Raw genomic sequence first — 23,679 nt, forward strand, 5'->3', positions numbered from 1 at the left:
CGTCCCTGTCGGGCCGCCGCTTAATTCGGCGTTACACATCGCAGGAGGCATTGTGATAGTCATCTATGGAATTAAGGAACACCTGAATCCAGTCAAGGCCCAGCTTTCTGACGTCATTCACGGATGTATGCGGTCAGTTCTGGGCATGCCAGAAGACAAGCGGGCTCATCGTTTCATCCCAATGAATGCTGAGGATTTTTATTACCCAGGTGGAAGGACGCCCGCCTACACGGTTATTGAAATCAACATGATGCAGGGGCGAACTCCCGATACCCAGAAAGCCCTGATAAAGAAGCTGTTCTGTCAAATTGAGTCGGAGATTGGTATTTCGCCTGTGGACGTGGAAGTGACGATTAAGGAGCAACCAGCCCACTGTTGGGGTTTCCGTGGCATGACCGGAGATGAAGCGCGAGACCTCAAGTACTCAGTCAATGTGTAACAAAACGCTCAAGTACGTTCCCGGCCTGCAGCCGTCCACCGGACGGCTTTTAGCCGCCGCTTAGCTATGCGTTATGTATATAAATAAGATGGGAGAGTTGCATGAGTTTTTCTGAATTTCACTTCATTAAGACGTTATTTATAGTAGTACTGGTCTCTGGTGCTTTGGTCGGATGCGATACATCTAACTATTCTTTGAGTTCGGGCAGCGACCCCAGTTCTAATAATATAGCTGAACAGGAAACGGACTCACATTCGCCAGAAGCCTATTCGATCTCAGCTTCAAGTCAGAAACTAGGTAATAATAAAATTCTTCTGAAATTGGCGACAAACATACCTGGAACAATCGAATTGATGGCTGGCATCAGTTTAGCCGACCAGGCTCCGGACGATATTTTGATTGGAAAAAATGGACGCGCTCGATTAGTGAACGGGAAAGGGCAGGTAACATTTAATGTAAGTGACTTGCCATCTGGAAAATATAATGTGAAGGCTGCGTTTTATCCTCGCTGGGGCTTTAAAGATGAAGAGTCAAAGTTGTCTGGGGTGGACGAAAATCTAGAGTATAAACATTCAATTTCTCTAACTGGATCAGGTGAGCCAGCCGAGTCAGCTAATCAGCGCAATGAGGGGCAAGCGTGGGTAATGGAGAATATCACTATGGGGTCGGAGTGGGATCCTGGTTTTTGGAAAAACCGTTTTGGTCAATGGAATGAATTTCCCGTAACAACTCGTAATCCAGATATCACTTCAAACTATTATTTTGAATCTCTTGATATGACCATAATCGTAAATTCTTTCAAGAATGAAATAACAACTTGGAGAATGGGTCGAGATGGCTTGTAGTCGCACACTACATAACCAGTCAATTAAGTACGTTCCGGGCCTTGTGGCCCTCCACCGGACGCGCTAGAAACCGCGCGCCGCTTATCTCAGCGTTAGGCAATCAAGGAAAAGTCATGTTGAGAGTATTATTTATAGCTTTGGTTCTTGCAGGGTGTACATCATCTCCAGGCATCATTCCGGTGGGAAATGATACGTATGCAACAATGATTTCAGGCCAAAGTGGTTTTGTTCCTGTTGGTGGAATGAAGGCGGATGCATACGAAGGTGCGCAGAAACATTGCAAAAGCCTTGGAAAAACATTGGAAGAAGTATCATTTAATTCAAGTTCGGGTTTTGGAAAGTTCCCAGAAGTTGAATTAAAGTTCAAATGTGTTTAGTCCTAGTGCTCTGGAAATGCCTAACAATTGATTGCTACGGATTTGGTAGTTTTGAGTAGAATCGTAATGTGCTACCAACTTTAATACGAGAAAAGAAAATGACAAGTACAAACCCTGCACGACATATATTTTCTTTTGAGGGCGGTGACAAACTAACCACCATCGGTGCGACGTTCTTCGTTTCTTATCTCTATCATCTGCATGTCGATTCAACTCATAGAAAATGGGCTTCTATAAAAACTCAGAAATCGCGTATTAGTACTATCAACAAATCGGAGCAATATCATAGTATTTGGTTAAAGCACATCGGTGGTATGAGTGAAGCTAACCTCAATAGAAACACTCTAGGTTTGGACGGTGCTACTATTAAAAAAATGGCGCTGGCCATACAAAAATCATTGTCAATACCAAGAGCCTAACAAGTGCATCTTGCCGGATTTGGGTAAACTGTCACCTGTTTTGCAAAAACACGCAAAACAGCCGCCAATTCACCCAAACCGCAAATGCAGGCGTTAGCAATCAAAAAGGAACTTCAAAGTTCATGAACAAAATATTTAAAATACTTTTAATTTCTTTCTTGGCTTTTACAGGCACTTGTAGTGCTGGTGAGTGGTATGAAGGAGGCACACTCACAGACCGGAACGCAATTGCATGGCAAGATGCTAGTCTGGCAAATAAGATTGCCTCGTCAGCAGATTTTGTTGCAGTAATGTTCCAAGGCAGTTATCTCAAGCCTTCTATTTCAAGCAACATTAAGTCCGTTACTGATTTAGCCCCATATGCCATTCAAGTTGCAATATGCATTGACGGCTCAACAAAAAAACTGGCAGATCCAGAAGAAAATAGAAAAACCTTTACCAACCAAAAGTTAAGTGGCATGGCGGCAACATGTACAACTTTAATGGGCTGGATGAAATAATAATTGCTAATCGGGTAGCCGAGGGTATCTAACCCTCAGCCCCCACAACACCCTGCATGCGGGTCCGCACAGGGCGTTTCACTTAGGGTAGTGAAGCTTGATCCAACCATCACGCAACGAATAAAGCCCCTCAGATTTCAAATATTTTAAAGACAATGCTTGATTGATCCCTGGAGTTTTAGCGCTACGCCATGGCCCTTTGCTGGTAATGCCACACGCAACTGCTGACTGCACATGCACACCTCGTCTCATCAAGTTTCTTACCTTGGTTCGTGGCTTGCGCCACTGTCGCCAGTAAGCCATTCTGACCCTGCGCCGAATCCATTGATCTAGATCGACACAGAGTTGATAGCCTTTGGCGATACCAAAGTAATTGATCCAGCCACGTAGGTACTGGCTCAGCTTGAAGAGTTGGTATCGCATTGATACACCCCAGTTGCGATTCGTTAGTTTCCGAACTTGTTGTTTGAACTTGTTCAACGTATTCGGGTGCCAATGAATGTTCCCTGCTCGGAAAGTGAATCCCAAGAACTTGCTATCATTGGTTTTAACGACGCGGCTTTTGATCGTGTTAACGATCAATTTCAAACGGCATTGCAGGTATTTACTGATACTATGAAGTACACGTTCGCCTGCACGCTTACTCTTCACTAAGATCGTAAAGTCGTCTGCGTATCGGGCGAATTTGTGGCCTCGCTTCTCAAGTTCTTTGTCTAGTGGGTCGAGCATGATGTTCGCCAATAATGGCGAAAGAGGCCCACCTTGAGGAACACCCTCATGACTTTCACTATAGAGCTGGTTATCGATAACCCCAGCTCGGAGATAACGCTTAATCAATTTAAGAAGCCGTTTATCCTTCACTTTGTAGCCAAGGTACGTCATCAGTAAATCATGGTTAACTCGATCAAAGAACTTAGACAGGTCAACATCAACAGAAAAACGGCGACCCGTTTTGATGATGCCTTGAACCTGCTTAACCGCTTGCTGCCCATTACGATTTGGACGGAACCCGAAGCTATTGTTCGAGAAGTCTGGATCGAAGATGGGAGTTAGTATTTGGGCAATGGCTTGCTGAATAACACGATCAGTGACCGTGGGTATCCCTAATTGGCGTTTGCCGCCATCAGGTTTATCTATTTCAACACGTCTGACCGGAAAGGGATAATAGAGACCTGTTTCCAGTTCCTCAACAACCTCTTTCCAACGGCCACACCTTGCCCAAGAGGGGAACTCATCAACGGTCATCCCGTCGATGCCAGCCGCCCCTTTATTGGCTCGAACGCGTTTCCATGCCGCCTGAAGGTTTTCAGGTTGCAACGCTTGTCCGAGTAGATCTTCGCTAAAGGCTGGCTTCATATCCATACGCTGAATCACGTCATCACCGGACGGTGTTCGTGTGTTCAAGTCTGTCATGGCTCCTCCTTTATTCAACTAAGTGTTCAGGCCTTCACCGTGTCCCAACCATTACGATGGGCGTTTGGCTACTATGCCGTCTGCTGACTTCTGCTCAATCACCGGCGGGATTGCCCCCATCGGCGCTATCGGTGTCCACCTCGTTCGCTCGCAACCGCCGATGGCAACGGCTGCGCCTAGGCTTGATCGACCAGTGGCCTGACTGGTAATTGACCGATCGCTCGTTGAGCAGATCTCCCCAGATAAGAACATGAACTTTCACTGCACAACTGCATCATTTACGGTGGCCGTCAGATCACGCGGCTTCGTCGTCTTGTGCCAACTCGCCTCCGGCCTACGCCTCATATGATGTTCATCAGCTCGCAGCTTTGCTAGCGGCTTCCTCCAGACCGCGCCTCGCGGGTTGGCCCTTGCCATTCGCTAGTGGTTAGCGTTCAATCGGTAAAACCGGCTGAACGGTGATCTTCCCACAGGGGACTTTCACCCCATTAGTTCATGCCCATGCTGGGCGTACACAAGGCATTGCACCGGACTCCGCATACTGTCGCGCTTTTTGCAAAAACACGCAAAAAATCGCGCCAGCATGCTACGCCGGTGAATGCGGCGTTATATTTTTAGGAAGCATATGCACTTTTATTACGACGAATCTAACAATGTTAGAGTACTTAAAGTAAAAAATGATGGGTTTAATACTGATTCACACGACAATCCATCACCATGTTTTGTACTTGCAGGTATTGCTTTACCAAAAGATGGAAGCGCCATTACAGAAAGTGAAAAAATCATCTTAAATAAGAAAATAAACCTTCCTAAAGATTCTGATGAGTTTAAATTTAAAAATATCGCAAATGGTGAGTTCCTTGATAATTTAAAATCCGTAAAATTACGGAATTTATTAGAATGGGTTAAGAGTAGTGATTACTTAATACACTATAGTAATTTGAATATGGAATATTGGTCTGTAATTGATATAATTGATGATATTTGTGAATTCGCTGACTCAGAGGGATCTTTAAATTATGCCGCCGCAGGGGGGAAATATAACTTCACTGCGTTCCATAAAGATGCACTTTATTTACTTTTAAAATTACAAAAGCGGTCATTTATAACTATCTTACGTAATAATGGTTACCCAAATGTTATCGGCTTGAAAGTTAAAAAATTGCTTAAAGATCTTAAAATGCTTTGTAAAAAGACCACATCACCATCTTCCCATTCTGTTTATAAACTCAGTAAAGAAAGTAAGCTACAAATCAAGAGCTTGCAAAAACTACTTGAATTGTGTGCAAAAATATCAGAACTAGAGTTGGTTTACGATAGTGACGATGGAATTTTAATTGATGGATTAAGTGTTTTTTATCGATTTAGATTGGAGCAGTTTCCTGATTCTAAACATACTTTTGATAATGAGTATAAAATTCAAGAACATTTTGAAAAACTTAAAGGTCTTGATTCAGTACTTCAATCTGAAAACTATGAATTTGTTAACTCAAAAGATCATTATGAAGTTCAATTATCTGATGTAATGAGTGGTTTGTTTAAAAATTACTTTACGTTTATCGATAAAGTCAAAATAGAGTTAATCGGTGAAATAAAGGAAGGGTTAAATCAACTACAAATTAAAAATTTAGAATTGATTAAAGATTTGGTTTTGCAAACAGATAATACCATGCCTTTAATGCTTCATTATGTTTCAAGTGCTTCTGAACAAATAAAGCATGCTGAATTTTTATTTGATAAAAAAATATAACAAGCCATTCAAGCAGGACAAATAACAGTTGGCTATTTACTCCTTCGTCGCCTATTTTAGCCACCTATTATTTGCCTCTTAATGGGACGTTAAAGGGTAAAGCTCGAGGTATGGCAGCCATTACCTATCCGTGTCAGAATTATCAGACACACGAACGAGAGGTTTCGCCCATGAATCTCCAGAGAATTGAAGACGAGGCACTCCATCTGCCAAAAGAGGAGCGAGCTCAGTTGATCCAACGATTGGTTTTGAGCCTGGAATCTCCGTCAGAGGAAGAGATGAAGTCTGACTGGTTGCTTGAGGCTCGCAGGAGAGCGGAAGAACTTGATAACGGGTCGGTGCAAGCGGTACTCGGTGACGACGTTATGAGGAAGGCTCGAGCACTAATCAAATGAACTACTTTTTTCACCCGGCAGCGGAAGCCGAGTTTTGGAATCAGTCGGTTACTACGAATCGAAGGTTCCAGGATTGGGTGGTGCCTTTATAGAGGAACTTGAGGCCCTGGCCGAACTAATCGGCGAGTCACCAGAAGCTTGGCAGGTCAAGCTGGAGCCGGATATTCGCAGAGCTCCCCTTCATCGATTTCCGCTATCCATCGTCTATCGAAAAAAGCCTAGCTGTTTCCAGATTCTAGCGGTTGCACATGACCGGCGGCGGCCGCACTACTGGCTAGGCAGGCTTTAACAATCGGCTGCACGGCGACCGATTTTCCGCCGCTTCGCGGCTCCAAACCGGCGCGTGAGCCGGGCGTTAAATGCCAGTGATCGCGAAGTCCAGGGCATCTACTATCTGGTCTCGAAAGTGGGTTAATGAGCCTGCGGGGTTATTCAGTTGCTTGGTGGGCACTGAGGATATTTGAGGTGTCAGCAACAGAAGTTTCTGGCCATCGAAGGTGACCTTTGGAGTGAGGCCCTGCATCGTTTGGTTCCCGAAGGCTGAGAGCCTGCCAAGCGGAATAACGATGCGTGTTGCCAGTTCAGATAAGTGCAGGCTTTGAATGTCGACCAAGTAGGGATAAAACGATTTGCTGGCTTTGTTCGGATTGGGGTATACATCGAACTGGGCCATTAAAATTCCCTAAATTCGTCACCGAAGCAACCATGCTGCTCAACGAACTCGTTGTAACTTGTGATGGCAGCGCGGTTTTCGTCAGCCCATTGAGCTGCTTTGCGTTTCGCCAACTCTTCTCTCAAAGCTCGCTCAAGCGTGGCCGAGAGATTGATGTTCAACGCTCGCGTTTTTGAAAGCAGGTCGCTGTTCACGGACAGATTCGTTGCCTTTTTAGGAGAAGCTATATCGTAGAGCTCATGCATTTTGGCCTCCACAGAGCTATTTTCTGGCTTTTACACAGCTTATGCGTATGCGGGTGCGCATTCAAGTGCATTTAACCAATCAATCAAGTTCGTTCCCGGCCTGACGGCCGTCCACCGGACGGCTTTTAGCCGCCGCTTATCTCAGGGTTAGCGCTCCAAGACACCGGACGGAACCGGCGGTACAATGAAGATGGGAATACGGAGGTAAAGTATGGTGGCTTCATTCACAGAAATTGAGCGGCAGGCCCGGAATTTGACGGTTGAAGAACGTGCTAGGCTTGCAGAGTCGTTGCTCGAGTCACTTCAGTTGTCACGTTCCGATATAGAATTGGCTTGGGCCCAAGAGATCGAAGATCGCGTAGCCGCATTCGATCGTGGCGATATGCCGACCTACGCAGCAGAGGACGTTTTTGCAGAAGCGTACTACTTGTCGCGGTGAGACGCGTCAGGTTCGTTGCTGCAGCACGACGTGAATTCTTGGCTGAAGTCGTTTATTACAATGAGGAAGAGCAAGGTCTTGGCGCACGTTTTACGACAGCAGTTGAAGAGGCAACAAGTAGAGCTCTTGCGTTTCCGCTCGCTGGTTCGCCCGCGCCCAAGAATACTCGGCGGGTTTTTCTCAAGGACTTCCCATTCTCGGTCGTTTATCAGCCAACCGCCGGTGGCATCATTGTGTTCGCTCGCGCACCATTCGCTTCGGCCAGGTTATTGGCGGACGCGTCTGCAAGAGCGCTAACCAGCGCAGGCACGGCGACGCCCTTTACATTGCGCCTTCGGCTCCATTCCAAGGGCGCGCATGCTGCGAGCGTTAGCTGGATTGGTGTGGTTCCTTTTTGGTGGTTCGGTGTCAGTGGCCTTGGCCCAGAGTTGGCAGCAAAACCGGTAAGTTTCGGTGTTTGCCAAGGCCGTCAAAATCGGTGGTTAGTTGGTAGTTCAGCGTTTCAATAGCGGTGACAGAAAGTTAGGTGTTCCGTTTGTGGGGCTGTTCGTCGTGAACACGGTTTTGATCTGCTAATCTGGTGTTCTGGTTCATTCACCGCATCGGTTGTGGTGTTTTTAAACGCGGTGCACCGGCGGATTTTGGTGCAAAGCAGCAATGGCGCAGGCCATCGTATTGGTCGCCAGGGAGTGGCTTCATCGTTACACCCAGCTAACCAGTTAATCAAGTTCGTTCCCGGCCTGATGGCCGTCCACCGGACGGCTTTTAGCCGCCGCTTATCTCAGCGTTAGCTGGATTTATGTGGTGCCTTTTTGGTGGCTCGGTATCAGTGGCCTTGGCCCAGAGTTGGTAGCAAAACCGGTATTTTTCAGTTGCGCCAAAGCCGTCGAAATCTATGGTCAGTTTGGTGCTCCAACGTTTCAGTAGTGTTAGCAGGAAATTGAGTGTTCCGTTCGTGGGGCCGTCTGCGGCAAGCTGGGTTTTGATCTGTTAGTCTTATGTTCAGGTCCATTCGCCGCATCGGCGGTGGTCTTTTTCGCACTGTACATCAGCAGACCTTGGTACAAGGGCAGTAGCGGAATAGGCTATCGTTTTGAGTGCCGAAGGCTGGGTTGTCAGTTACACCCAGCTAACAAATCGCAGCAGCACCAGGCCTACGGCCGCCGGACGTCACTGACGTGCCGCCGCTGTGCTCAGCGTTGAACTAAACCGCTTCGCGGTAGCGAGTAAGCCTGAAAGTTTCCTGCGAGATCAGGTGAATTGACCGATACTTTTGATTAGCCCGAGTGGGCTTTCAAAAGAGGAGTGTCCGTCATGACACCGTTACGTCAGACCATGATCCAGGCCATGTGCCAACATGGCTTTTCCCCCCGAACCCAGCACAGCTATCTTTACGTCGTCACCGCGCTGGCCCGTTATTATCGGCGCTCGCCCGATCAGTTGAAGGTGGAAGACTTACAAGTCTTTTTCAACTATCTGGTGCAGGAGCGCTCGCTGTCACCGGCCAGTTGCCGTGTTTACCTCCATGGCATCCGGTTCCTGTATTTGCAGGTGCTGCACTGGGCGCACTTCGATGTAACCCTGGTGCTGCCGAAGCGACCCCAACGTATTCCGGAATTGCTAACACGTCAGGAAGTCGCGCGCCTTCTGGCTGCTGTTCTTAACCCCAAGCACCAAGCCCTGTTATCCGTCACCTATGGATGCGGTTTGCGCGTCAGCGAAGCGGTCGCGTTGAAGGTGAAAGACATTGATGGTGAACGCCATCTGCTGCGGATTGAACAAGGCAAGGGCGCCAAAGACCGGAGGGTGCCCCTGGCTCCCAGAGTACTCCAGGCGCTCCGTCGCTATTGGCGGATTCGTCATCCCATGCTCTGGTTATTTCCCAGCGATTTACTCCCGGACAGACACCTTCATATCACCACGCCCCAGAAGGTCTACCACACAGCCAAGACAACCAGTGGCATTGAAAAATGCGGTGGCATTCACGCCTTGCGCCATGCCTACGCCACACACCAGCTGGAGGGGGGTTTGCCCATTCATGAGCTGCAAAGGCTCTTGGGGCACAGCGATTTGCGCAGCACTCAACGGTATCTGCACTGGTTGCCAGGCGTCACACCCCAAAACGGGGGTCCCGCTGACCTGATCGCAAATCTCGGAGGTGCATGATGGCGGGCACACTGAGCGTTCAAAACATACTGGCGCGATTTCTGCCAGGTCAGACACTGGACAGTCACCGTCGTAAAGTCTGCGCCCGCCTAACGGACTGCCGAACCGCCCGCATGGGCGGTATGGAAATGCGTTGTGATCATTGCCAGGCCCACTCCGTCTGCTACTACGGATGCCGGGATCGCCATTGTCCGCAATGCCAGGGCCATGCAACTGAACAATAGAGCGCACGTCAGCGCTCCCTGTTACTGCCGGTGCCTTACTTCCATTGGGTGTTTACGCTACCCCATACCTTGAACGGCTGGGTTCAGCTCCATCCCGACGTGATCTACCGCTGTCTGTTCGCCGCAGCCTGGGACACGCTTAACCAGTTTGGGCGCAACACCCGGCACCTTGGCGGAGAGCTGGGCATGATAGCGGTGCTCCACACCTGGGGACAGAACCTGAGCCGTCATGTGCACGTGCATTGCCTGATCCCCGGCGGGGTGTTGACCGGCACCGGAGACTGGCACAAAGCCAAAAACCAATACTTGTTCCCGGTACGGGCCTTATCCCGGCGTTTTCGAGAGCGGATGGTGTCGTTGCTAAGAGCGGCGGTGAACGCCGGCGAACTGCACCGGGTGACCCGCAACGGTGAGATTGATGGCGTGCTCGACGGCCTGATGCAACACGAGTGGGTGGTCTACACCCGACACTGCCTGAACCAGGCCGAGAGCGTGGTGGATTATCTGGCTCGCTACACTCACCGAATCGCCATCAGCAATGGGCGTTTGTTGACGATGGAGGATGACCGGATCGCGTTCCGCTATAAGGACTATCGGGATCATTCCCGATTGAAGACCCAATGGCTGGATGGCTAGGAGTTCGTGCGTCGGTTCCTGATGCACATTCTGCCCAAAGGCTTTATGCGAATTCGCCATTTTGGCTACCTGAGCAACTGCACTCGACGCCGCAAACTGGCGGTTATCCGGCACTGTTTATCGCAGCCGCTCAAATCAGAAGCGACACTGGAGAGCCCGGCGTCTCAGCGATGCTGGCCGTGTCTTCTTTGTGACAGCGGTGTGGTTCGCATGGTTCGTCAGGTTCCACGATTTAGACCAGCGGTGATCCCAACGGGCTAACCCATCTCCGCCTGGTTCGGTGCTTGGAAAACAACCGTTCTAAAGGAGCTGGGCGTTTCTGCGGGCGAACGCTGGAAAAAGGGGCATACGAGGGGTAATCTGAGGGTAGTCACAACAAGGAACCGCCTCATGAAGGATCGAATGAGACCAAAACCCGCCGACATTGCTTCGTACCGGGCCCCAGATGTACCGTTCAGGCTTCGCCTCCAAATTACTTTATCCTTAAGCATTGTTCGATAGCTGCGGCGTTGGCGGCTTAGTCCAACAGACATTTAATGGTCATGCTGCGCACGACCATTAAATGCTTAGGTGTTATGGCTCTAGGCTAACTTCTCGCGTTAAATTGTAATTCTAGGATACAAAATGGATGTAACAAATAAAGAGCACTTTAAAACAATTCGTAAAGCTATTGAAAACAATAAACTTGCTGTGTTTGTTGGATCCGCTGTGTCTTTTGATTCAAATCTTCCGTCATGGGGAGAACTTATCAGTTTAATGAAAAGTGCTTTAGAACTGCCTAGAACAGATGATTATTTGAAAATAGCTGAACACTACTATCTTCAATATGGAAGAAATACGTATTACAGCAAAATTAATGACTTTTTTCCGTCTGAAAGCAAACCAAATAAGCTTCATGAACTGCTTCTCTCCTTAAAGCCACAACATATAATAACGACAAATTGGGATGATTTACTCGAAAAGTCGATAAACACTAACGGAGACTTGTATTTTACAGTAGCAAACGATCATGAACTTGCTTCGTCACCAAGCTCACAACTATTGGTAAAAATGCATGGTGATTTGACTCACCGAAATATAGTATTTAAAGAATCTGATTATTTAGCTTACACAGATAAATTTCCTTTAATTGAAAATTTCATCAAAAGCCTTTTTTCTACTCATGTTGTAATTTTTGTTGGTTACAGTATAAGCGATTATAATTTAAATCAGATTTTAAGCTGGATAAGAAACAGAACCCAAGATGCTCCGCCAGCTTTCACAATCTTAACCGAAAGTAAAATAACATTATCTGAATCAAATTATTTAAGAGAAAAAGGTGTATATCCATTACTGTGTGAGGAAAACACCAATAATGCAACGGACTACCCTGAACTATCACCTAAAAGCTGTAGGGTAGCAGAGACTATTTCTAAAATAATCCACCCAGAACCTACAGAAATGCTTGATATTATAGGTGAAATTGCTATTGATATTTCTAGCTGGGAAACCATATATCCTTCGGTATTTGTCCAATTATTTAAAAACAGGTTTAATATAACTGAGATTAATAAAATTTATTTTGATTCAAGTGATAATGTGATTGTTTATAACCTGAGCGAAGAAGAGAAGGGTTACAACCGAGATAAGATTAGAAAAATCAGAAGGCAACTCCTAAAAATATTACAATTTATTCCTGTTTCTGAAATTCGGCTTTCATTTGAGCATCGTAAATACTATCGAGTAAGAAATGTATTTAAATTCGAATTTGTTGATGAATATACATCCTTCAATTTTAGTAAAATCTCTGATCGGATTTCTACTGCAACAGTTAACTCAAGTGATAATCAGGATATGCATTTTCAAAATGCGTACGACAACTACTTTTTAAAAAAACTGCATATAGCAAGAGAGGCTTTTACACACGTAGCTAATATGTATTTTTCTAAGTCGTTGTTCATTAAATCTTTGATCTCTTCATTTAATAAGAAACAATTATGCTTAGGTGAAATACCATGGGATCTTGCTGGTGACTTTTTTGAAACCTCGATGGAAGAGCAGTTATCAAGAAATGATAATATCTCTGAACTCATTGAGAAATTTCCTAAAAGTATTGTTAATAGGCAAAAATCTCTATTTCATGGATTAGATTCAAATAACTCTTTTTTATTAGAGCGCTTCAGAAATGTAGCCAACCTGAGTAGAGAAATAGATGATGAAATCGATAGTATAAATAGTGGCTCGATGGTGTTTAGTAATAAGCTAGCTTCCATGTATAACCAAGTTCGCTGTACGGCCATGTTTATAACTAAAAATAGAATTACGACGTTATATTCCTCAGATTACAAAAATATTTGTAAAATTGCTTTTGAAGCAATTATAAAAAGGCAATGCTTAGAGAATAAAGTTGAGCTTGATGTGCTTCTTTCTTATAGCGCGTTGATTTCATTTAAAGAAAAAGATCTTGTTAAGTTTTTGTCCGACAAGTTAAATGAAGATAAATCATTAGAAATATCAGAAGATACAATTGAGTATATTTTTCTTGTCTTGGATAATTTAATCCAAACAATCTCTTCGGGGGGCTCATTCAACTTAAAAGAGCATTGTATTAAAGTTTGGTCTAATGCACTTATTTTACTTTCTTATGCAAAACACTCCGAAGTTACACTCAAAGAAATAATTAAACGTCTGACAGTTTCATTTGATACTAATAGGTGGTTTCTCCTATCTGAAGCTGTTAATAGATTTCTAGTATTTCAAGTTAATAGATATGGATGCTCATTTTCTGTAGCTGATTTAAAGTTATTATTTGACAAGCAAGTTGAGAAAATAAATTCAAATGAAAATATACCTATTCAAGAGCGAGGACGGCTATTTTCTAACCTTTTATACTTGATTAGAGACAACGAAAATGATGCAAGTGACCTTTTTGAAGGAAATAAACAGCTCGAAAGGTTTATTTCAAATATTACAGCGATGGAATTTAACGAGCGCCTAAGAGCTATAAATGGGTTTGTATTTGTAATCCATTCATTAGCTGTTGGAGAGTTAAAGAAAAAAGTTTCAGAACTGTTGAAAACAACATTTGAAGACTCTAAAGAAGCAGAGTTTAGTGAATCATCAATTATGTTTGGATTAGATTTATATAATGTTGGAGTTTTATCTGAAACTGAATTGGTTTTTGTAATCAAGCAACTGAAGATCAAAGTAGATGACCATATTCAAAAAGGCAGTACTACAAGTAGTTATTCAGTAATTAAAGAGCAGCTAGGAAAAATTAATAAAGAACAACTAAAGGGCTTTGAAGAAACAGTTGAAAGGGTTAATAAATTAACCGATGCAATGGAAAATAGCTTTAAACGGTTCAACGAGCCATAACAAGGCCTTTAAACGGAACAAAAACAGTTGGCTTTGTTTCGTGCCTCAACAAGTGTAGCCAACAATTTTTGTCCGCTTAAGGCGGCGTTAACCCTTCCTGCCGCCAATCTTGCAAAACTCCGTCAATGACGTATATTGGTTACCATGTTTACCATCATCGAAACCCCTACATTTGAAGCGGACGCCAGAAAAGTCTGGACTGAGGAGGAGCGAAGCGCTTTCTTTGCTTGGCTGGCAGCCAATCCTGAAATTGGCGACCCCATCTCAGGTAGCGGCGGGTGTAGAAAGATTCGTTGGTCGGTAGCGGGTTCAGGGAAGCGTGGTGGGGTGCGAGTTATTTACTTCACCAGGCTGGCAAATGGTGAGCTTACGGCAGCATAGCGCAACTTCCTGCTGAGCTTCTGATTCAATGAATGCCTCAACCCTATCAGGAGGCAGTCATGATTCCACTAACCCCCGTCAACGATACCGTTCAGCTCCAGAGGCGGCTCGATTCGCTGGCCGCAGACTTCACGCGCTGGCGTGCGCAACGACCACACCAGCGGGCTGCCGTGCCTCAGTCACTGCGCGACAGGGCCGTCGCGCTGGCACTGGCATCCTCGCGGGTCTGTGTCAGCAAGGCGCTCAGTATCAGCTACACCATGCTGAACACCTGGTCGCCGAAGTTGCAGGTGCAAGCAACGACACGTCGGGGCGCTGCTCCACAGACAGTGACACGCTCATGTGTATCAGCACCAACCTTCGTGCCGCTTGAACAGGCGATAGCCGAAACCGAAACCGATATCACTGTCCCTACCTTCACCCTCTCGACCTCATCAGGGCAACGGCTGACCATCGAAGGCGCCTGCAGTCCTGCTCAGGTGAGTGCGCTGGTACTGGCGCTCTGCGCCACGGCGGCCGCATGATCCTGCTGACCAGCTCGAGCCGCATCCTGCTGGCAGCGCAGCCGGCTGACTTTCGTCGCGGCATCGATGGCTTCGTGGCCCTGTGCCGTGATCAGCTCAGGCAAGACCCCCGCGGTGATACCCGCTTCGTCTTCACCAACAAAAGCCGCACCATGGTCCGCGTGCTCTGCTATGACGGCAGCGGGTTCTGGCTCATGACCAAACGCCTCTCGCAAGGCCGCTTTACCCGCTGGCCGGCCGCAGGCAGTGCGCTGACCGTGCTGGAGGCGGCGCAGCTGCGGCAGTGGCTGCGTGGCCCTGTCGAGAAATTATCTTGAAAACGTTCGAAAACTCAGTAGGCTATGCCAACACCTTCAAACAGACTCACAACAGGAACAGATCATGGCTGCCAGTGCCACAACACTGACCGAAGCGCAGGTAGAAGCGCTGACCACGCGCGTGCAGCATGCGCTGGATCATGATCTGGCCCTACCCCCCGAAGATGTCAGGCTGCTGCTCGATGCGCTGATGACGCTGGCGAAGCTGCAGGCTGGCATCAAGTCCAAGAGAGTCGGCCTGCACAAGCTGCGGAAGCTGGCCGGCCTGGTCGATGCTTCAGAAAAGCTCAGCAGTCTGCTGGGCACCGCCACTGGGAAGAGCGGATCACGCAAAGCCTCATCACGCAGTCCGGCCACCTCGGCCGAACCACCGGCTGTCGAGGCGGTGGCACCGACGGTCGAACATCATGCGCTCGAAGACGTCAGCAAGGGCGACGACTGCCCTGAATGCGAGACCGGCAAGCTCTACAAGTACGATCCGGCCAGCTTCGTCCGCATTGAGAGTCAGCCACCGTTCAATGCCGTGCAGCACGTGGCCGAGCGCCTGCGCTGCAACGCCTGCGGTGTCTTCATCACGGCCACACTGCCAGACTCTGTTCTGCAGGACGGCGGGCGAGGCCAGAAGTACGGCTACGGCGCCAGAGCCCTGATGGCCATGAACAAGTACTTCGCCGGCCACCCGTTTTACCGTCAGGGCACCCTGAATCAGCTCCTGGGCGTGCCAATGACAGCCTCGACGATCTTCGATCAGTGCGAGCATCTGGCCAATGATCTCAAGCCGGTGCATGACACCCTGCTCAAGCTGGCCGCCGACGCCTGGCTGTATCATATCGACGATACCGGGAACCGGATACTGGATCAGAAGCCGGTCATGAAACGCAGTCGCCATGACGGCCGTGAGCGACTGCGCTCCGGCATTCATACCTCCGGTATGATTGCCGAGCAAGGTGACGGTCCGCCCCTGGTGCTGTACCAGACATCGCTCAGCCATGCCGGTGAATTACTGGACGATGTCCTGCGCCTGCGCAGTGACGGCAGCCCGCCGCCGCTGGTGATGAGTGATGCGCTCTCATCCAACCATGTCAGCCGCACCCCGCTGCGCATCGCCCTGTGCAATGCACACGGCCGGCGCAACTTTGCGGATCTGATGGTGCACTTTCCTGAAGAGGCGGAGGCGGTACTGACGCGTTACCAGCTGATCTGGCAACACGACACTGAAGCGACTGAGCAGCAGATGACGGCCGCGCAGCGGCTGGCCCATCACCGCAAGCACTCACTTCCGGTGATGGAAGACATCCGCCGCTATGGCGCAGACCGGCTGGCTGCGAACGCGGCTGAAGCCAACAGCAGCTTTGGCCAGGCGGTCAACTACTTTAACAAACACTTCGACGGACTCAGCGCGTTCTGCCGCCATGAGGGGGCACCGCTCGACAACAATCGCATGGAGCGTGGTCTCAAGCTGCCGATCCGCAATCGCAAGAACGCCATGTTCTTCAAGAGCGCCGCCGGTGCGGCCATCGCCGATGTGATCACCTCAGTGATTGCGACCTGCGCCTTTGCCGGAATCAATCCGCTGATTTACCTGCGCAGCGTCCAGCGCCATGCCAGCGAAGCCAGGCAAAGCCCGCAGAGCTGGTTGCCGTGGACCTATCAAAGCCACAGCAGTCAAGACGTCAAGGCCGCCTGAGCACGCCATCCAGACAGGTCTAGCACAAGCGTAGCGCGAAGTTGCGCTATGCTGCCGTAAGGTCACGGCAAATGGTGAGATCTGGTTGTTGGTGATCTACAAAAAGGCCGTCAAGGACAACATACCCGCGCATATCCTGAAGTCGATTCGTGAGGTATTGGAAAATGAGTAACGAGATTCTGAGTGCTGAGGAACTTGGCAACAAGCTACTCCAATCCGTCAAAGAAATGAAAGCGGGCAAAGCCGCACGAGTCAGTCGTGTGGAGCCTAATGAGGTAGCAGATGCACGGAGTAAAACCGGCCTGACCCAGATAGAGTTTGCTGAGGTACTGCATATTTCTGCGCGTACGTTGCAGGAGTGGGAGCAAGGGCGACGGAAGCCCTCTGGGCCAGCGAAAGCGCTCATCGAGATTGCTTTCCGCCATCCCGAGGTCATCCGGGAGGACCTCGAACTCCGGGGTTAACAAGCGGCTGTTGTCGGACGCGCCTACGCTGCGCTCCGGCACGCCGCAAAGCCGAGCGTTAAATGGAAACGGCTACCAGCGCCTAGCCTGTTGACTTCAGTATCAATAGTGATACTATTTTCACATGGCAAAACTCGACGATCTTCTCAAATCTATGCGAGACAATCCGAAAGGCGTCCGCTTTTCTGACTTGTGCAAAGTATGCGATCTGTATTTCGGTGAGCCGCGGCAATCCGGATCCAGTCACAGAGTCTACAAGACGCCATGGCTTGGTGACCCGCGAGTCAATATTCAGAACGCCAAAGGCAAGGCTAAGGCATATCAAGTGAAGCAGGTGCTGCAGGCTGTAGAGCGACTGGAGGTGAAAAATGGATAAAACTATTGATCGATATACATACCGGGTGACCTGGTCAGAAGACGATCAGGAGCATGTGGGTTTGTGCGTTGAGTTCCCTAGCTTAAGCTGGTTGGAAGACACACCCGAAAAAGCCCTCAAGGGTATTCGTAGGTTGGTTCGAGATTGCATCAAGGATCTTCAGGAAGAGGCTCAAGATATACCTCAGCCCATTTCTGCAAAGTCATTCAGTGGGAAGTTTATGGTGCGCGTCCCTCCAGACACACATCGTTCGCTTGTAATCCAAGCTGCTGAATCCGGTGTCAGCTTAAATCGCCTCATCTCGAGCAAGTTGCACTGATCCATGTAACAAATCACGGAAGGCGGACGCGTGAGACGCGCCGCTTCGTTCAGCGTTGAGGCTGTAGAAAAAGGTCGAAGACAATCCTCGAACTGAAATTGGTTAATAAACGATCTAAAAATAGCGCCTATTCTTAAAATCTGGAGCACTTATCGTCGAAAGCAGACCTGGATTTTACGTAGAAACGTCATCACAAAAGTGCTCGAGGGTTTTTCTACAACCTCGTTAGGCGCACCACAATCTGAGTTTGAGTAAGATCCATAGTATGAAAAAGGTATCAGAAATGCTCATAGCAGTTAGCGGTGACCTGCTAAAGAGCGTGGAAAATCTGGAGGAAATGCAGGCACACTTGGATTTGGTGAAGACTGCATGGAACATGTCACTGTCATCTGGAAAAAAACGGAATGGAAAGCTCAAAAAGTTCATTGAATCTCAACGGGCCCGGGCGCCAAGCATATAGGCACTCGAAGGTCTCGAATGGGAGTTCAGGCGAATCATGAAGCAAAAGGACAAGCTTTTTCCAACGGTAAAGAAAAAAGTAGAGTTTGCAATGGCCATTGAGGAAAGCAAGAACGACTATATTATACGGGCATACTTCACTAATGGCGCCGAGCCGAGTCCGATCGCCTAACAATCACAATCACAGCCACGGCGACGTCTACTCCATTGCGGCTTCGCCTCCACTCCGCAGCCGCGCGTGCTGTTGGCGTTATGTTTGTGACGAGATACCGGCATTGGAGTATTGATGAATTTAGATGGACTGACTGTGCGGGAAGCAAGGGTTGACGATTACCGTTCTCTCGCAGCATTGGAACAAAAGGTGATTGACGCTGAGCGTCCGTACAATACGTCTCTCAAAGAAAAAGACGCCTATTACTACGATATCGAAAAGCTGATTACTGATCGTGATAGTAGGTTGGTCGTTGGAGAGGTTTCTGGCAACATTGTCGCTACAGGGTACGTTCAGGTGCGCCATTCAAAGCCTGCCTTAGACCACGATAACCATGGATATTTTGGCTTCATGTATGTGGCAGAGGAGTACAGAGGGCTAGGGTTAAACAAAGTGATCTTGCAAGATCTGGTTAGTTGGGGCCAGCAACGAGGAGTCATCGATTTCTATCTTGAAGTGTATGCGGAGAATAATTCTGCTGTTCGTGCATATGAGAAATTTGGCTTTCGAGGATCTCTGCTAGAAATGAAGTTGAACCTTGGGAGTTGATTCAAAACATAACCAGTGCAGGCACGGCGACGCCCTTTACATTGCGCCTTCGGCTTCATTACAAGGGCGCGCATGCTGCGAGCGTTAGGGCTTACTTCGCCCCAGCCAATAGCCAGGCTTCCGGGAGTGGTGGGCAACGGCGATTACGACAGTTTCTTTCGGCAACTCAATTGCGACAATGTCGTACGGGAAGCGTTCCAGAATCAGTCGTTTTGCGCCTGTATGGCCGGCTTGCTCGGGGAGAGGTGATAAGGGGATGAAGTTCTCTTCAATAACGTCGATGGCAGCGTCAATAGCAGCGAAGAACTCGGCTCCGAGTCCAGGTTGCTCATATTCGTACCATGCTGCGGCCTCTATCGCTTCCTGTGAGGCTTCTTCCAGTATCCTTACCGTTCGCATTGTTACTGGTTTAGCCTCGCTCGCATCTTTGTTCGGAATTCTTCGCGGCTGAGAAGTGTGGCCTTACCACTTTTGACCTTGGACACACGGCGAATAATTTCATCGTTCCAGGCCTGCTCAACAGAGTCATCACGGGGGCCGTCCAGGCTCATTATGAGCTCGCGAGCCAGCACTGCGCGTTCCGACTCGGAGAGAGTCGAAATCTGGGAGCGTAGGTGATTTAATGTTTCGGTAGTCATGGAGCCTCCGCGAGTAGCACTATGGTTATGCTATCCCGATTAGAAGGCCCTAACAAGGCGGTCAACCGGACGCCAAAAGCGTGGCCGCTTTTGGTTCCCTCCGCTGGCGCTCCGGCGCCGGTTACCTAAGCGTTATGCAAACCGTTCGTCTTGACGTACGTACCTTATAGCGTACACTGGTGAAAAATTAAACACACCAGAGGTGCGTCATGATCGGAATTACTGCAACTGAGGCACGCAGCAACCTTTATCGGTTGATTGATGAAACCGCCGACTCTCATCAGCCGATCATCATCATGGGCAAGCGGAATAAAGCCGTACTTGTGTCTGAAGAAGACTGGTCTGCTATTCAGGAAACGCTTTACCTGCTTTCCGTGCCGGGTATGCGCGAATCTATTCGTGAGGGGATGGGTGCCCCTGTCGAGGAATGTGATAGGGAGCTGGACTGGTGACATGGACGTTGGTTTACACCAAGCAAGCCCAGAAAGACGCAAAGAAGTTGGCCTCAAGCGGCCTAAAACCAAAAGCCCAAGAGCTGTTGGCGCTGATTTCAGAAGATCCGTATCGAAAACCGCCTCCATTTGAGAAACTTATCGGTGATCTTGCGGGAGCTTACTCACGGAGGATTAATATTCAGCATCGACTGGTGTACCAAGTGCTTGAAGACGAACGAGTAGTCAAAGTTCTCCGACTCTGGAGCCACTACGAATAATGCATAACCAGTCGCTGTTGCCGGACAATATTTCCACCGCTGCGCGGCTCCAAAATTGCCGCAAAGCTTGGCGTTATGCAGATCAGTGAGCTGGGCTCCTCAAGTATTTCTCCTGGCCCAGCCTCCCTGTTTTGACTAATAGTGTCGTTTACAACCACTGCTTCGGATAGCGTTGACCGGAAATAAGCCGGTGGTATGCCACCCCGAAAGCCACAATCAGAACGGTGCCTGCCGCCACCGGCGTCAACAGGAAACCCCAGTGTTCACCTGCAAGCATGACGACCAGCGGATTAGCCCCTGCTGGTGGGTGGGTAGTGTTGGTCAGCATCATCAAGCTTACCGCTAGTCCTACTGCCAACCCCATCGACCAGGGGGTAACGCCCACCAGAGCTGCTACAGACAGGCCGGTCGCCGTTGTTAATAGGTGACCTATGATGATGTTTCTGGGCTGTGCTAGTGGACTTTCCGGCAATCCGAATAGGATTACCATGGTCGCGCCAAAGGGAGCCATCAACCAGACGGAGGACTGATTAGCGCTGCCCAGGCTGCTCAAAGCGGTAATACACAGCATTGCCCCCAAGCCTGCTAGCAAAGGGACAAGGTAACGTGAAGTGGTCAGACGTTTGTACATGAGCAAAATCTCCAAAGTAGACAGATCGGTCTGCATAGAGTAGACAGTCTTGTCTACTGATGTCAAGATACGGATATCTGGTGTGATGTGGGTATAACCATGGATAAGCAAGAACAGCTAGTTCGTACCGCCTTTAAATTGTTTTACACTCGGGGCATTAACGCAGTGGGAGTGAACCTAGTGTTAGCGGAGTCAGGCATAGCCAAGAAAACGCTTTATCATCACTTCCCCAGCAAGCAACATCTAGTGGAAGCGGTCATCCGCTATCGTGACTGTAGCTACCGGGCTTGGCTTATATCGAGGCTGGATCATGTACTTTCAGGCAAACCCGCTTTGCTTGAACTATTTAGTGCTCTGGATGACTGGTTCCACAGCCGGGTGCCGGATATCGACCACTTCCATGGCTGCTTCTTTATCAATGCCAGCGCTGAATTCGGCGACCGAGACAATGTCATCCACCGGGCCTGTGCCGAGCACAAATCTGATATAACGAGACTGATTCGAAAGCATGTGGATGCGTTGTCTCTCCCGGATGGGGCAACAGAAGAGCTCACACGCTTGGTTGTTCTACTTAAAGAAGGGGCTACCTCAGTAGCGCACGTTCAGGGAAATCTTGATGCGGCGATGGAGGCTAAAAAAATACTGGAGAATATACTGCATCGCTATGCTGATGAATAACTTTGGTACATGTGTTGCTTGAAGAAAATATCTTCGAGAAATCGATTGCGTAACGCCACAATGCATAAGGAGTAGTGCATGATTTTCGAGCTACCTGCTCCTGAAACACTTGAGTCTGAATCATTGGTTAGCTGTATTGAAAATCGTCGCAGTGTGCGAGAGTACTCTAAGGCTCCCCTGCGTATTGATTCTCTATCCCAGTTACTGTGGTCTGCGCAAGGAATAACAGGCCCGGAGCAAAAAAAGGCAATACCTTCAGCGGGCGGACTCTACCCTTTGCAGACCCACATTTTGGTGCGGCGTATTGCGGAACTTGAGCCTGGGATTTATGAATACCAGAGTGGCAATCACTCTTTGAAGCTACTTGGCAGCATCTCTCCAGAAGCGTCGATACGAGAAATGGGGATTGGCGATCAACCATGGCTAAATGACGCGGCCATCGTCATTGGGTTAGCTGGAAAGCTCGAAGTAGCCATTAGGCGCTTTGAATCTCAGGCACCCCAAGGAGAGCGCGGTTCTCGCTATGTGTATATGGAATCGGGAGCTTTAGCGCAAAATGTCCATCTTCAGTGCACGGCTCTAGGGATTGGTTGTGTTTTGGTCGCAGGCTTTGATGATTCGAAGGTGAAGGAAGCATTTGGGTTCCCTTCAGATGTGGAGCCTACTGCGCTACTTTGTATCGGACAACGGTGGAGTGTCTAACTATGCATAACCAGCCACGTCACACGGATGGTTTTTCTCCGCTTCGCTCCAAAAAAGCCACCGGTGCGCTTAGCGTTATGGATTCAGGAGTTTACAGTGCTAGAGTCGGTAATACAGGAAGAAGCAACAGGGTGCGGCATTGCATCCGTAGCCAACATTCTTGGCAGGTCGTATGCAGAGATGGCATCCATAGCTGACACCATGGGCATCCATGCCTCAGACAAGTCGCTGTGGTCAGATACAGAGTATGTCCGTCGCATGTTGTCCAGCGCGGGCGTTGAAACCTCGAACGATGAGATTCCGTTTGAATCCTGGGATAGATTGCCGGACCTTGCGTTGTTGTCTATCAAGCATCATCAGGAAGAGGGCAGATATTTCTGGCACTGGGTTTTGTTTAAGCGTGTGGAGGGTCAGCCATTCGTTTTGGATTCAGCAAGCTACCTGTCTTCCAATATTCGTCAGGACTTCGAAGCAATGCAGCCGAAGTGGTTCATTGAGGTCAAAACTGTATAACAAGGCCATTAAATTCGCGCCATGTGGTCTCTCGTTGGTCGGGTCGCTTATGGCGGTCATTTCATTAGCAATAAGGACGTTTACTAGGATGGACGGCACCGTCGAATTGGAAAGCCTATTGAGTTCCCTGGTCCCACAGATGCCAGAGGTCGACTATGTATTCTGCAGTGTCCCTGGCACTCTCGGTGACTATGCTGGGCTTGAGCCAGTGACTACTGTAAGGGAAACGGAAGGCTTAACATTGGTTTTGCCGGTCGCTGTAGCAGTGAGGGAAAACTTCAGGTTCAACGGAACATATCGGCAAATCACTCTCACAGTGCACTCAAGCCTAGAAGCCGTTGGGCTGACAGCGGCTATTTCCTCCGAGCTTGCATCAAATGACATTCCGGCTAACGTCGTCGCTGGCTATTATCACGACCACATTTATGTCCCTAGCGGCAAGGCTGAAAAAGCGCTGCACCTGCTGCAAGCACTGAGCATCAACAGCGCAGTCGTTAAATGAGAACATTCCCCTTGAGAATGGTAGGCGTGCCAATATTGTCAGGTTTGGCGCATGATCTATAACCAGTCGCACCAGTTCACGCCTACGGCGCCGGACGCTCGTTCCTTGCGCCGCTGTGCTTGGCGTTATACCGCCAGG

Annotated in this window: 31 protein-coding genes and 1 pseudogene; 26 read left to right on the forward strand and 6 right to left on the reverse strand. The window is 48.6% G+C overall.

The window, feature by feature from the left end:
• Window positions 1-52 precede the first annotated feature (52 nt).
• The 5 genes from ATG98_RS08210 (at window position 53) to ATG98_RS08220 (ending at window position 2,580) form a co-directional block, all read left to right on the forward strand.
• Window positions 53-439 (forward strand): tautomerase family protein, encoded by a 387-nt coding sequence (locus ATG98_RS08210; protein WP_098420584.1) that lies wholly within the window; start codon window positions 53-55, stop codon window positions 437-439.
• 101 nt (window positions 440-540) lie between these two features.
• Complete coding sequence (locus ATG98_RS08215) at window positions 541-1,284, forward strand: hypothetical protein (RefSeq protein WP_143751172.1); 744 nt, start codon at window positions 541-543, stop codon at window positions 1,282-1,284.
• 113 nt (window positions 1,285-1,397) lie between these two features.
• On the forward strand, window positions 1,398-1,661 hold the full coding sequence (locus ATG98_RS21480; protein ID WP_143751173.1) for a hypothetical protein: 264 nt from the start codon (window positions 1,398-1,400) through the stop codon (window positions 1,659-1,661).
• 98 nt (window positions 1,662-1,759) lie between these two features.
• Window positions 1,760-2,080, forward strand: coding sequence for a hypothetical protein (locus tag ATG98_RS21485; RefSeq protein ID WP_143751174.1), 321 nt, complete (start codon window positions 1,760-1,762; stop codon window positions 2,078-2,080).
• A 122-nt stretch (window positions 2,081-2,202) separates the two neighbouring features.
• Window positions 2,203-2,580 (forward strand): hypothetical protein, encoded by a 378-nt coding sequence (locus tag ATG98_RS08220; RefSeq protein WP_098420610.1) that lies wholly within the window; start codon window positions 2,203-2,205, stop codon window positions 2,578-2,580.
• A gap of 78 nt (window positions 2,581-2,658) precedes the next feature.
• Here ATG98_RS08220 and ltrA read toward each other — a convergent pair whose 3' ends face one another.
• The gene (ltrA, locus tag ATG98_RS08225; RefSeq protein WP_098422593.1) at window positions 2,659-3,993 is read right to left on the reverse strand and encodes a group II intron reverse transcriptase/maturase; all 1,335 of its coding nucleotides are present in this window, start codon (window positions 3,991-3,993) and stop codon (window positions 2,659-2,661) included.
• A 625-nt stretch (window positions 3,994-4,618) separates the two neighbouring features.
• Between ltrA and ATG98_RS08230 the strand changes: the two genes are divergently transcribed.
• Window positions 4,619-5,743 carry a DUF3800 domain-containing protein gene (locus ATG98_RS08230; RefSeq protein WP_098420612.1) on the forward strand — a complete coding sequence of 375 codons (1,125 nt, stop codon included), beginning with the start codon at window positions 4,619-4,621 and terminating at the stop codon, window positions 5,741-5,743.
• Window positions 5,744-5,913: 170 nt separating this feature from the next.
• A complete protein-coding gene (locus ATG98_RS08235) occupies window positions 5,914-6,138 on the forward strand; it encodes an addiction module protein (protein ID WP_098424406.1) in 225 nt (74 codons plus the stop codon).
• Window positions 6,139-6,493: 355 nt separating this feature from the next.
• Here ATG98_RS08235 and ATG98_RS08240 read toward each other — a convergent pair whose 3' ends face one another.
• Complete coding sequence (locus ATG98_RS08240; RefSeq protein ID WP_098420614.1) at window positions 6,494-6,811, reverse strand: CcdB family protein; 318 nt, start codon at window positions 6,809-6,811, stop codon at window positions 6,494-6,496.
• The gene (locus tag ATG98_RS08245) at window positions 6,811-7,056 is read right to left on the reverse strand and encodes a type II toxin-antitoxin system CcdA family antitoxin (RefSeq protein WP_036183053.1); all 246 of its coding nucleotides are present in this window, start codon (window positions 7,054-7,056) and stop codon (window positions 6,811-6,813) included. The genes ATG98_RS08240 and ATG98_RS08245 overlap by 1 nt, the downstream gene beginning before the upstream one ends.
• A gap of 211 nt (window positions 7,057-7,267) precedes the next feature.
• Here ATG98_RS08245 and ATG98_RS08250 point away from each other — a divergent pair, with 211 nt between their 5' ends.
• The 13 genes and pseudogenes from ATG98_RS08250 (at window position 7,268) to ATG98_RS08320 (ending at window position 19,165) form a co-directional block, all read left to right on the forward strand.
• Complete coding sequence (locus tag ATG98_RS08250) at window positions 7,268-7,495, forward strand: addiction module protein (protein WP_007348074.1); 228 nt, start codon at window positions 7,268-7,270, stop codon at window positions 7,493-7,495.
• 1,314 nt (window positions 7,496-8,809) lie between these two features.
• Window positions 8,810-9,661 carry a tyrosine-type recombinase/integrase gene (locus tag ATG98_RS08265; protein WP_098422594.1) on the forward strand — a complete coding sequence of 284 codons (852 nt, stop codon included), beginning with the start codon at window positions 8,810-8,812 and terminating at the stop codon, window positions 9,659-9,661.
• Window positions 9,661-9,885 (forward strand): transposase zinc-binding domain-containing protein, encoded by a 225-nt coding sequence (locus ATG98_RS22340; protein WP_228706260.1) that lies wholly within the window; start codon window positions 9,661-9,663, stop codon window positions 9,883-9,885. Before ATG98_RS08265 ends, ATG98_RS22340 begins: the two co-directional genes overlap by 1 nt.
• Window positions 9,886-10,071: 186 nt before the next feature.
• A pseudogene (locus ATG98_RS22345) lies at window positions 10,072-10,782 on the forward strand (transposase).
• A gap of 363 nt (window positions 10,783-11,145) precedes the next feature.
• The gene (locus ATG98_RS08275; protein WP_098420616.1) at window positions 11,146-13,878 is read left to right on the forward strand and encodes an SIR2 family protein; all 2,733 of its coding nucleotides are present in this window, start codon (window positions 11,146-11,148) and stop codon (window positions 13,876-13,878) included.
• A gap of 440 nt (window positions 13,879-14,318) precedes the next feature.
• Entirely contained in the window at window positions 14,319-14,783 is a 465-nt protein-coding gene (locus tag ATG98_RS08285) for a hypothetical protein (protein WP_098422595.1), read from the forward strand.
• Window positions 14,780-15,100, forward strand: coding sequence for an IS66 family insertion sequence element accessory protein TnpB (gene tnpB, locus ATG98_RS08290; RefSeq protein ID WP_018405611.1), 321 nt, complete (start codon window positions 14,780-14,782; stop codon window positions 15,098-15,100). Before ATG98_RS08285 ends, tnpB begins: the two co-directional genes overlap by 4 nt.
• On the forward strand, window positions 15,075-16,787 hold the full coding sequence (tnpC, locus tag ATG98_RS08295; RefSeq protein ID WP_218925849.1) for an IS66 family transposase: 1,713 nt from the start codon (window positions 15,075-15,077) through the stop codon (window positions 16,785-16,787). Before tnpB ends, tnpC begins: the two co-directional genes overlap by 26 nt.
• A 164-nt stretch (window positions 16,788-16,951) precedes the next feature.
• A complete protein-coding gene (locus ATG98_RS08305; protein WP_098420620.1) occupies window positions 16,952-17,251 on the forward strand; it encodes a helix-turn-helix domain-containing protein in 300 nt (99 codons plus the stop codon).
• A gap of 124 nt (window positions 17,252-17,375) precedes the next feature.
• Entirely contained in the window at window positions 17,376-17,627 is a 252-nt protein-coding gene (locus ATG98_RS08310; protein ID WP_098420621.1) for a toxin HicA, read from the forward strand.
• Complete coding sequence (locus tag ATG98_RS08315; protein WP_098420622.1) at window positions 17,620-17,946, forward strand: type II toxin-antitoxin system HicB family antitoxin; 327 nt, start codon at window positions 17,620-17,622, stop codon at window positions 17,944-17,946. Before ATG98_RS08310 ends, ATG98_RS08315 begins: the two co-directional genes overlap by 8 nt.
• 496 nt (window positions 17,947-18,442) lie before the next feature.
• Window positions 18,443-18,577 (forward strand): hypothetical protein, encoded by a 135-nt coding sequence (locus tag ATG98_RS22705; RefSeq protein WP_267283833.1) that lies wholly within the window; start codon window positions 18,443-18,445, stop codon window positions 18,575-18,577.
• A gap of 114 nt (window positions 18,578-18,691) precedes the next feature.
• On the forward strand, window positions 18,692-19,165 hold the full coding sequence (locus ATG98_RS08320) for a GNAT family N-acetyltransferase (RefSeq protein WP_179888086.1): 474 nt from the start codon (window positions 18,692-18,694) through the stop codon (window positions 19,163-19,165).
• Window positions 19,166-19,249: 84 nt separating this feature from the next.
• On the opposite strand, the gene ATG98_RS08325 is transcribed toward ATG98_RS08320, so the two are convergent.
• Both ATG98_RS08325 and ATG98_RS08330 read right to left on the reverse strand, forming a co-directional pair.
• Complete coding sequence (locus ATG98_RS08325) at window positions 19,250-19,564, reverse strand: type II toxin-antitoxin system RelE/ParE family toxin (protein WP_098420623.1); 315 nt, start codon at window positions 19,562-19,564, stop codon at window positions 19,250-19,252.
• 2 nt (window positions 19,565-19,566) lie between these two features.
• On the reverse strand, window positions 19,567-19,803 hold the full coding sequence (locus ATG98_RS08330; protein ID WP_098420624.1) for an addiction module protein: 237 nt from the start codon (window positions 19,801-19,803) through the stop codon (window positions 19,567-19,569).
• A 209-nt stretch (window positions 19,804-20,012) separates the two neighbouring features.
• Between ATG98_RS08330 and ATG98_RS08335 the strand changes: the two genes are divergently transcribed.
• Window positions 20,013-20,255: a type II toxin-antitoxin system Phd/YefM family antitoxin gene (locus tag ATG98_RS08335; RefSeq protein WP_098420625.1), complete on the forward strand. Its 243-nt coding sequence runs from the start codon at window positions 20,013-20,015 to the stop codon at window positions 20,253-20,255.
• The gene (locus tag ATG98_RS08340) at window positions 20,252-20,515 is read left to right on the forward strand and encodes a Txe/YoeB family addiction module toxin (protein WP_098420626.1); all 264 of its coding nucleotides are present in this window, start codon (window positions 20,252-20,254) and stop codon (window positions 20,513-20,515) included. Before ATG98_RS08335 ends, ATG98_RS08340 begins: the two co-directional genes overlap by 4 nt.
• A gap of 148 nt (window positions 20,516-20,663) precedes the next feature.
• On the opposite strand, the gene ATG98_RS08345 is transcribed toward ATG98_RS08340, so the two are convergent.
• Window positions 20,664-21,146 carry an HPP family protein gene (locus ATG98_RS08345; protein ID WP_179888087.1) on the reverse strand — a complete coding sequence of 161 codons (483 nt, stop codon included), beginning with the start codon at window positions 21,144-21,146 and terminating at the stop codon, window positions 20,664-20,666.
• Window positions 21,147-21,245: 99 nt separating this feature from the next.
• Here ATG98_RS08345 and ATG98_RS08350 point away from each other — a divergent pair, with 99 nt between their 5' ends.
• The 4 genes from ATG98_RS08350 to ATG98_RS08365 all read left to right on the forward strand — a co-directional run bounded on the left by ATG98_RS08350 (window position 21,246) and on the right by ATG98_RS08365 (window position 23,541).
• On the forward strand, window positions 21,246-21,824 hold the full coding sequence (locus ATG98_RS08350; protein WP_098420627.1) for a TetR/AcrR family transcriptional regulator: 579 nt from the start codon (window positions 21,246-21,248) through the stop codon (window positions 21,822-21,824).
• A gap of 78 nt (window positions 21,825-21,902) precedes the next feature.
• Window positions 21,903-22,526, forward strand: coding sequence for a SagB/ThcOx family dehydrogenase (locus ATG98_RS08355; RefSeq protein WP_098420628.1), 624 nt, complete (start codon window positions 21,903-21,905; stop codon window positions 22,524-22,526).
• A gap of 96 nt (window positions 22,527-22,622) precedes the next feature.
• Window positions 22,623-23,039, forward strand: coding sequence for a hypothetical protein (locus ATG98_RS08360; protein WP_098421788.1), 417 nt, complete (start codon window positions 22,623-22,625; stop codon window positions 23,037-23,039).
• Window positions 23,040-23,127: 88 nt separating this feature from the next.
• Window positions 23,128-23,541: an ACT domain-containing protein gene (locus tag ATG98_RS08365; RefSeq protein ID WP_098420629.1), complete on the forward strand. Its 414-nt coding sequence runs from the start codon at window positions 23,128-23,130 to the stop codon at window positions 23,539-23,541.
• The last annotated feature ends 138 nt before the right edge of the window (window positions 23,542-23,679 follow it).

The sequence above is a fragment of the Marinobacter sp. LV10R520-4 genome (genome assembly GCF_002563815.1).
Classification (GTDB): domain Bacteria; phylum Pseudomonadota; class Gammaproteobacteria; order Pseudomonadales; family Oleiphilaceae; genus Marinobacter.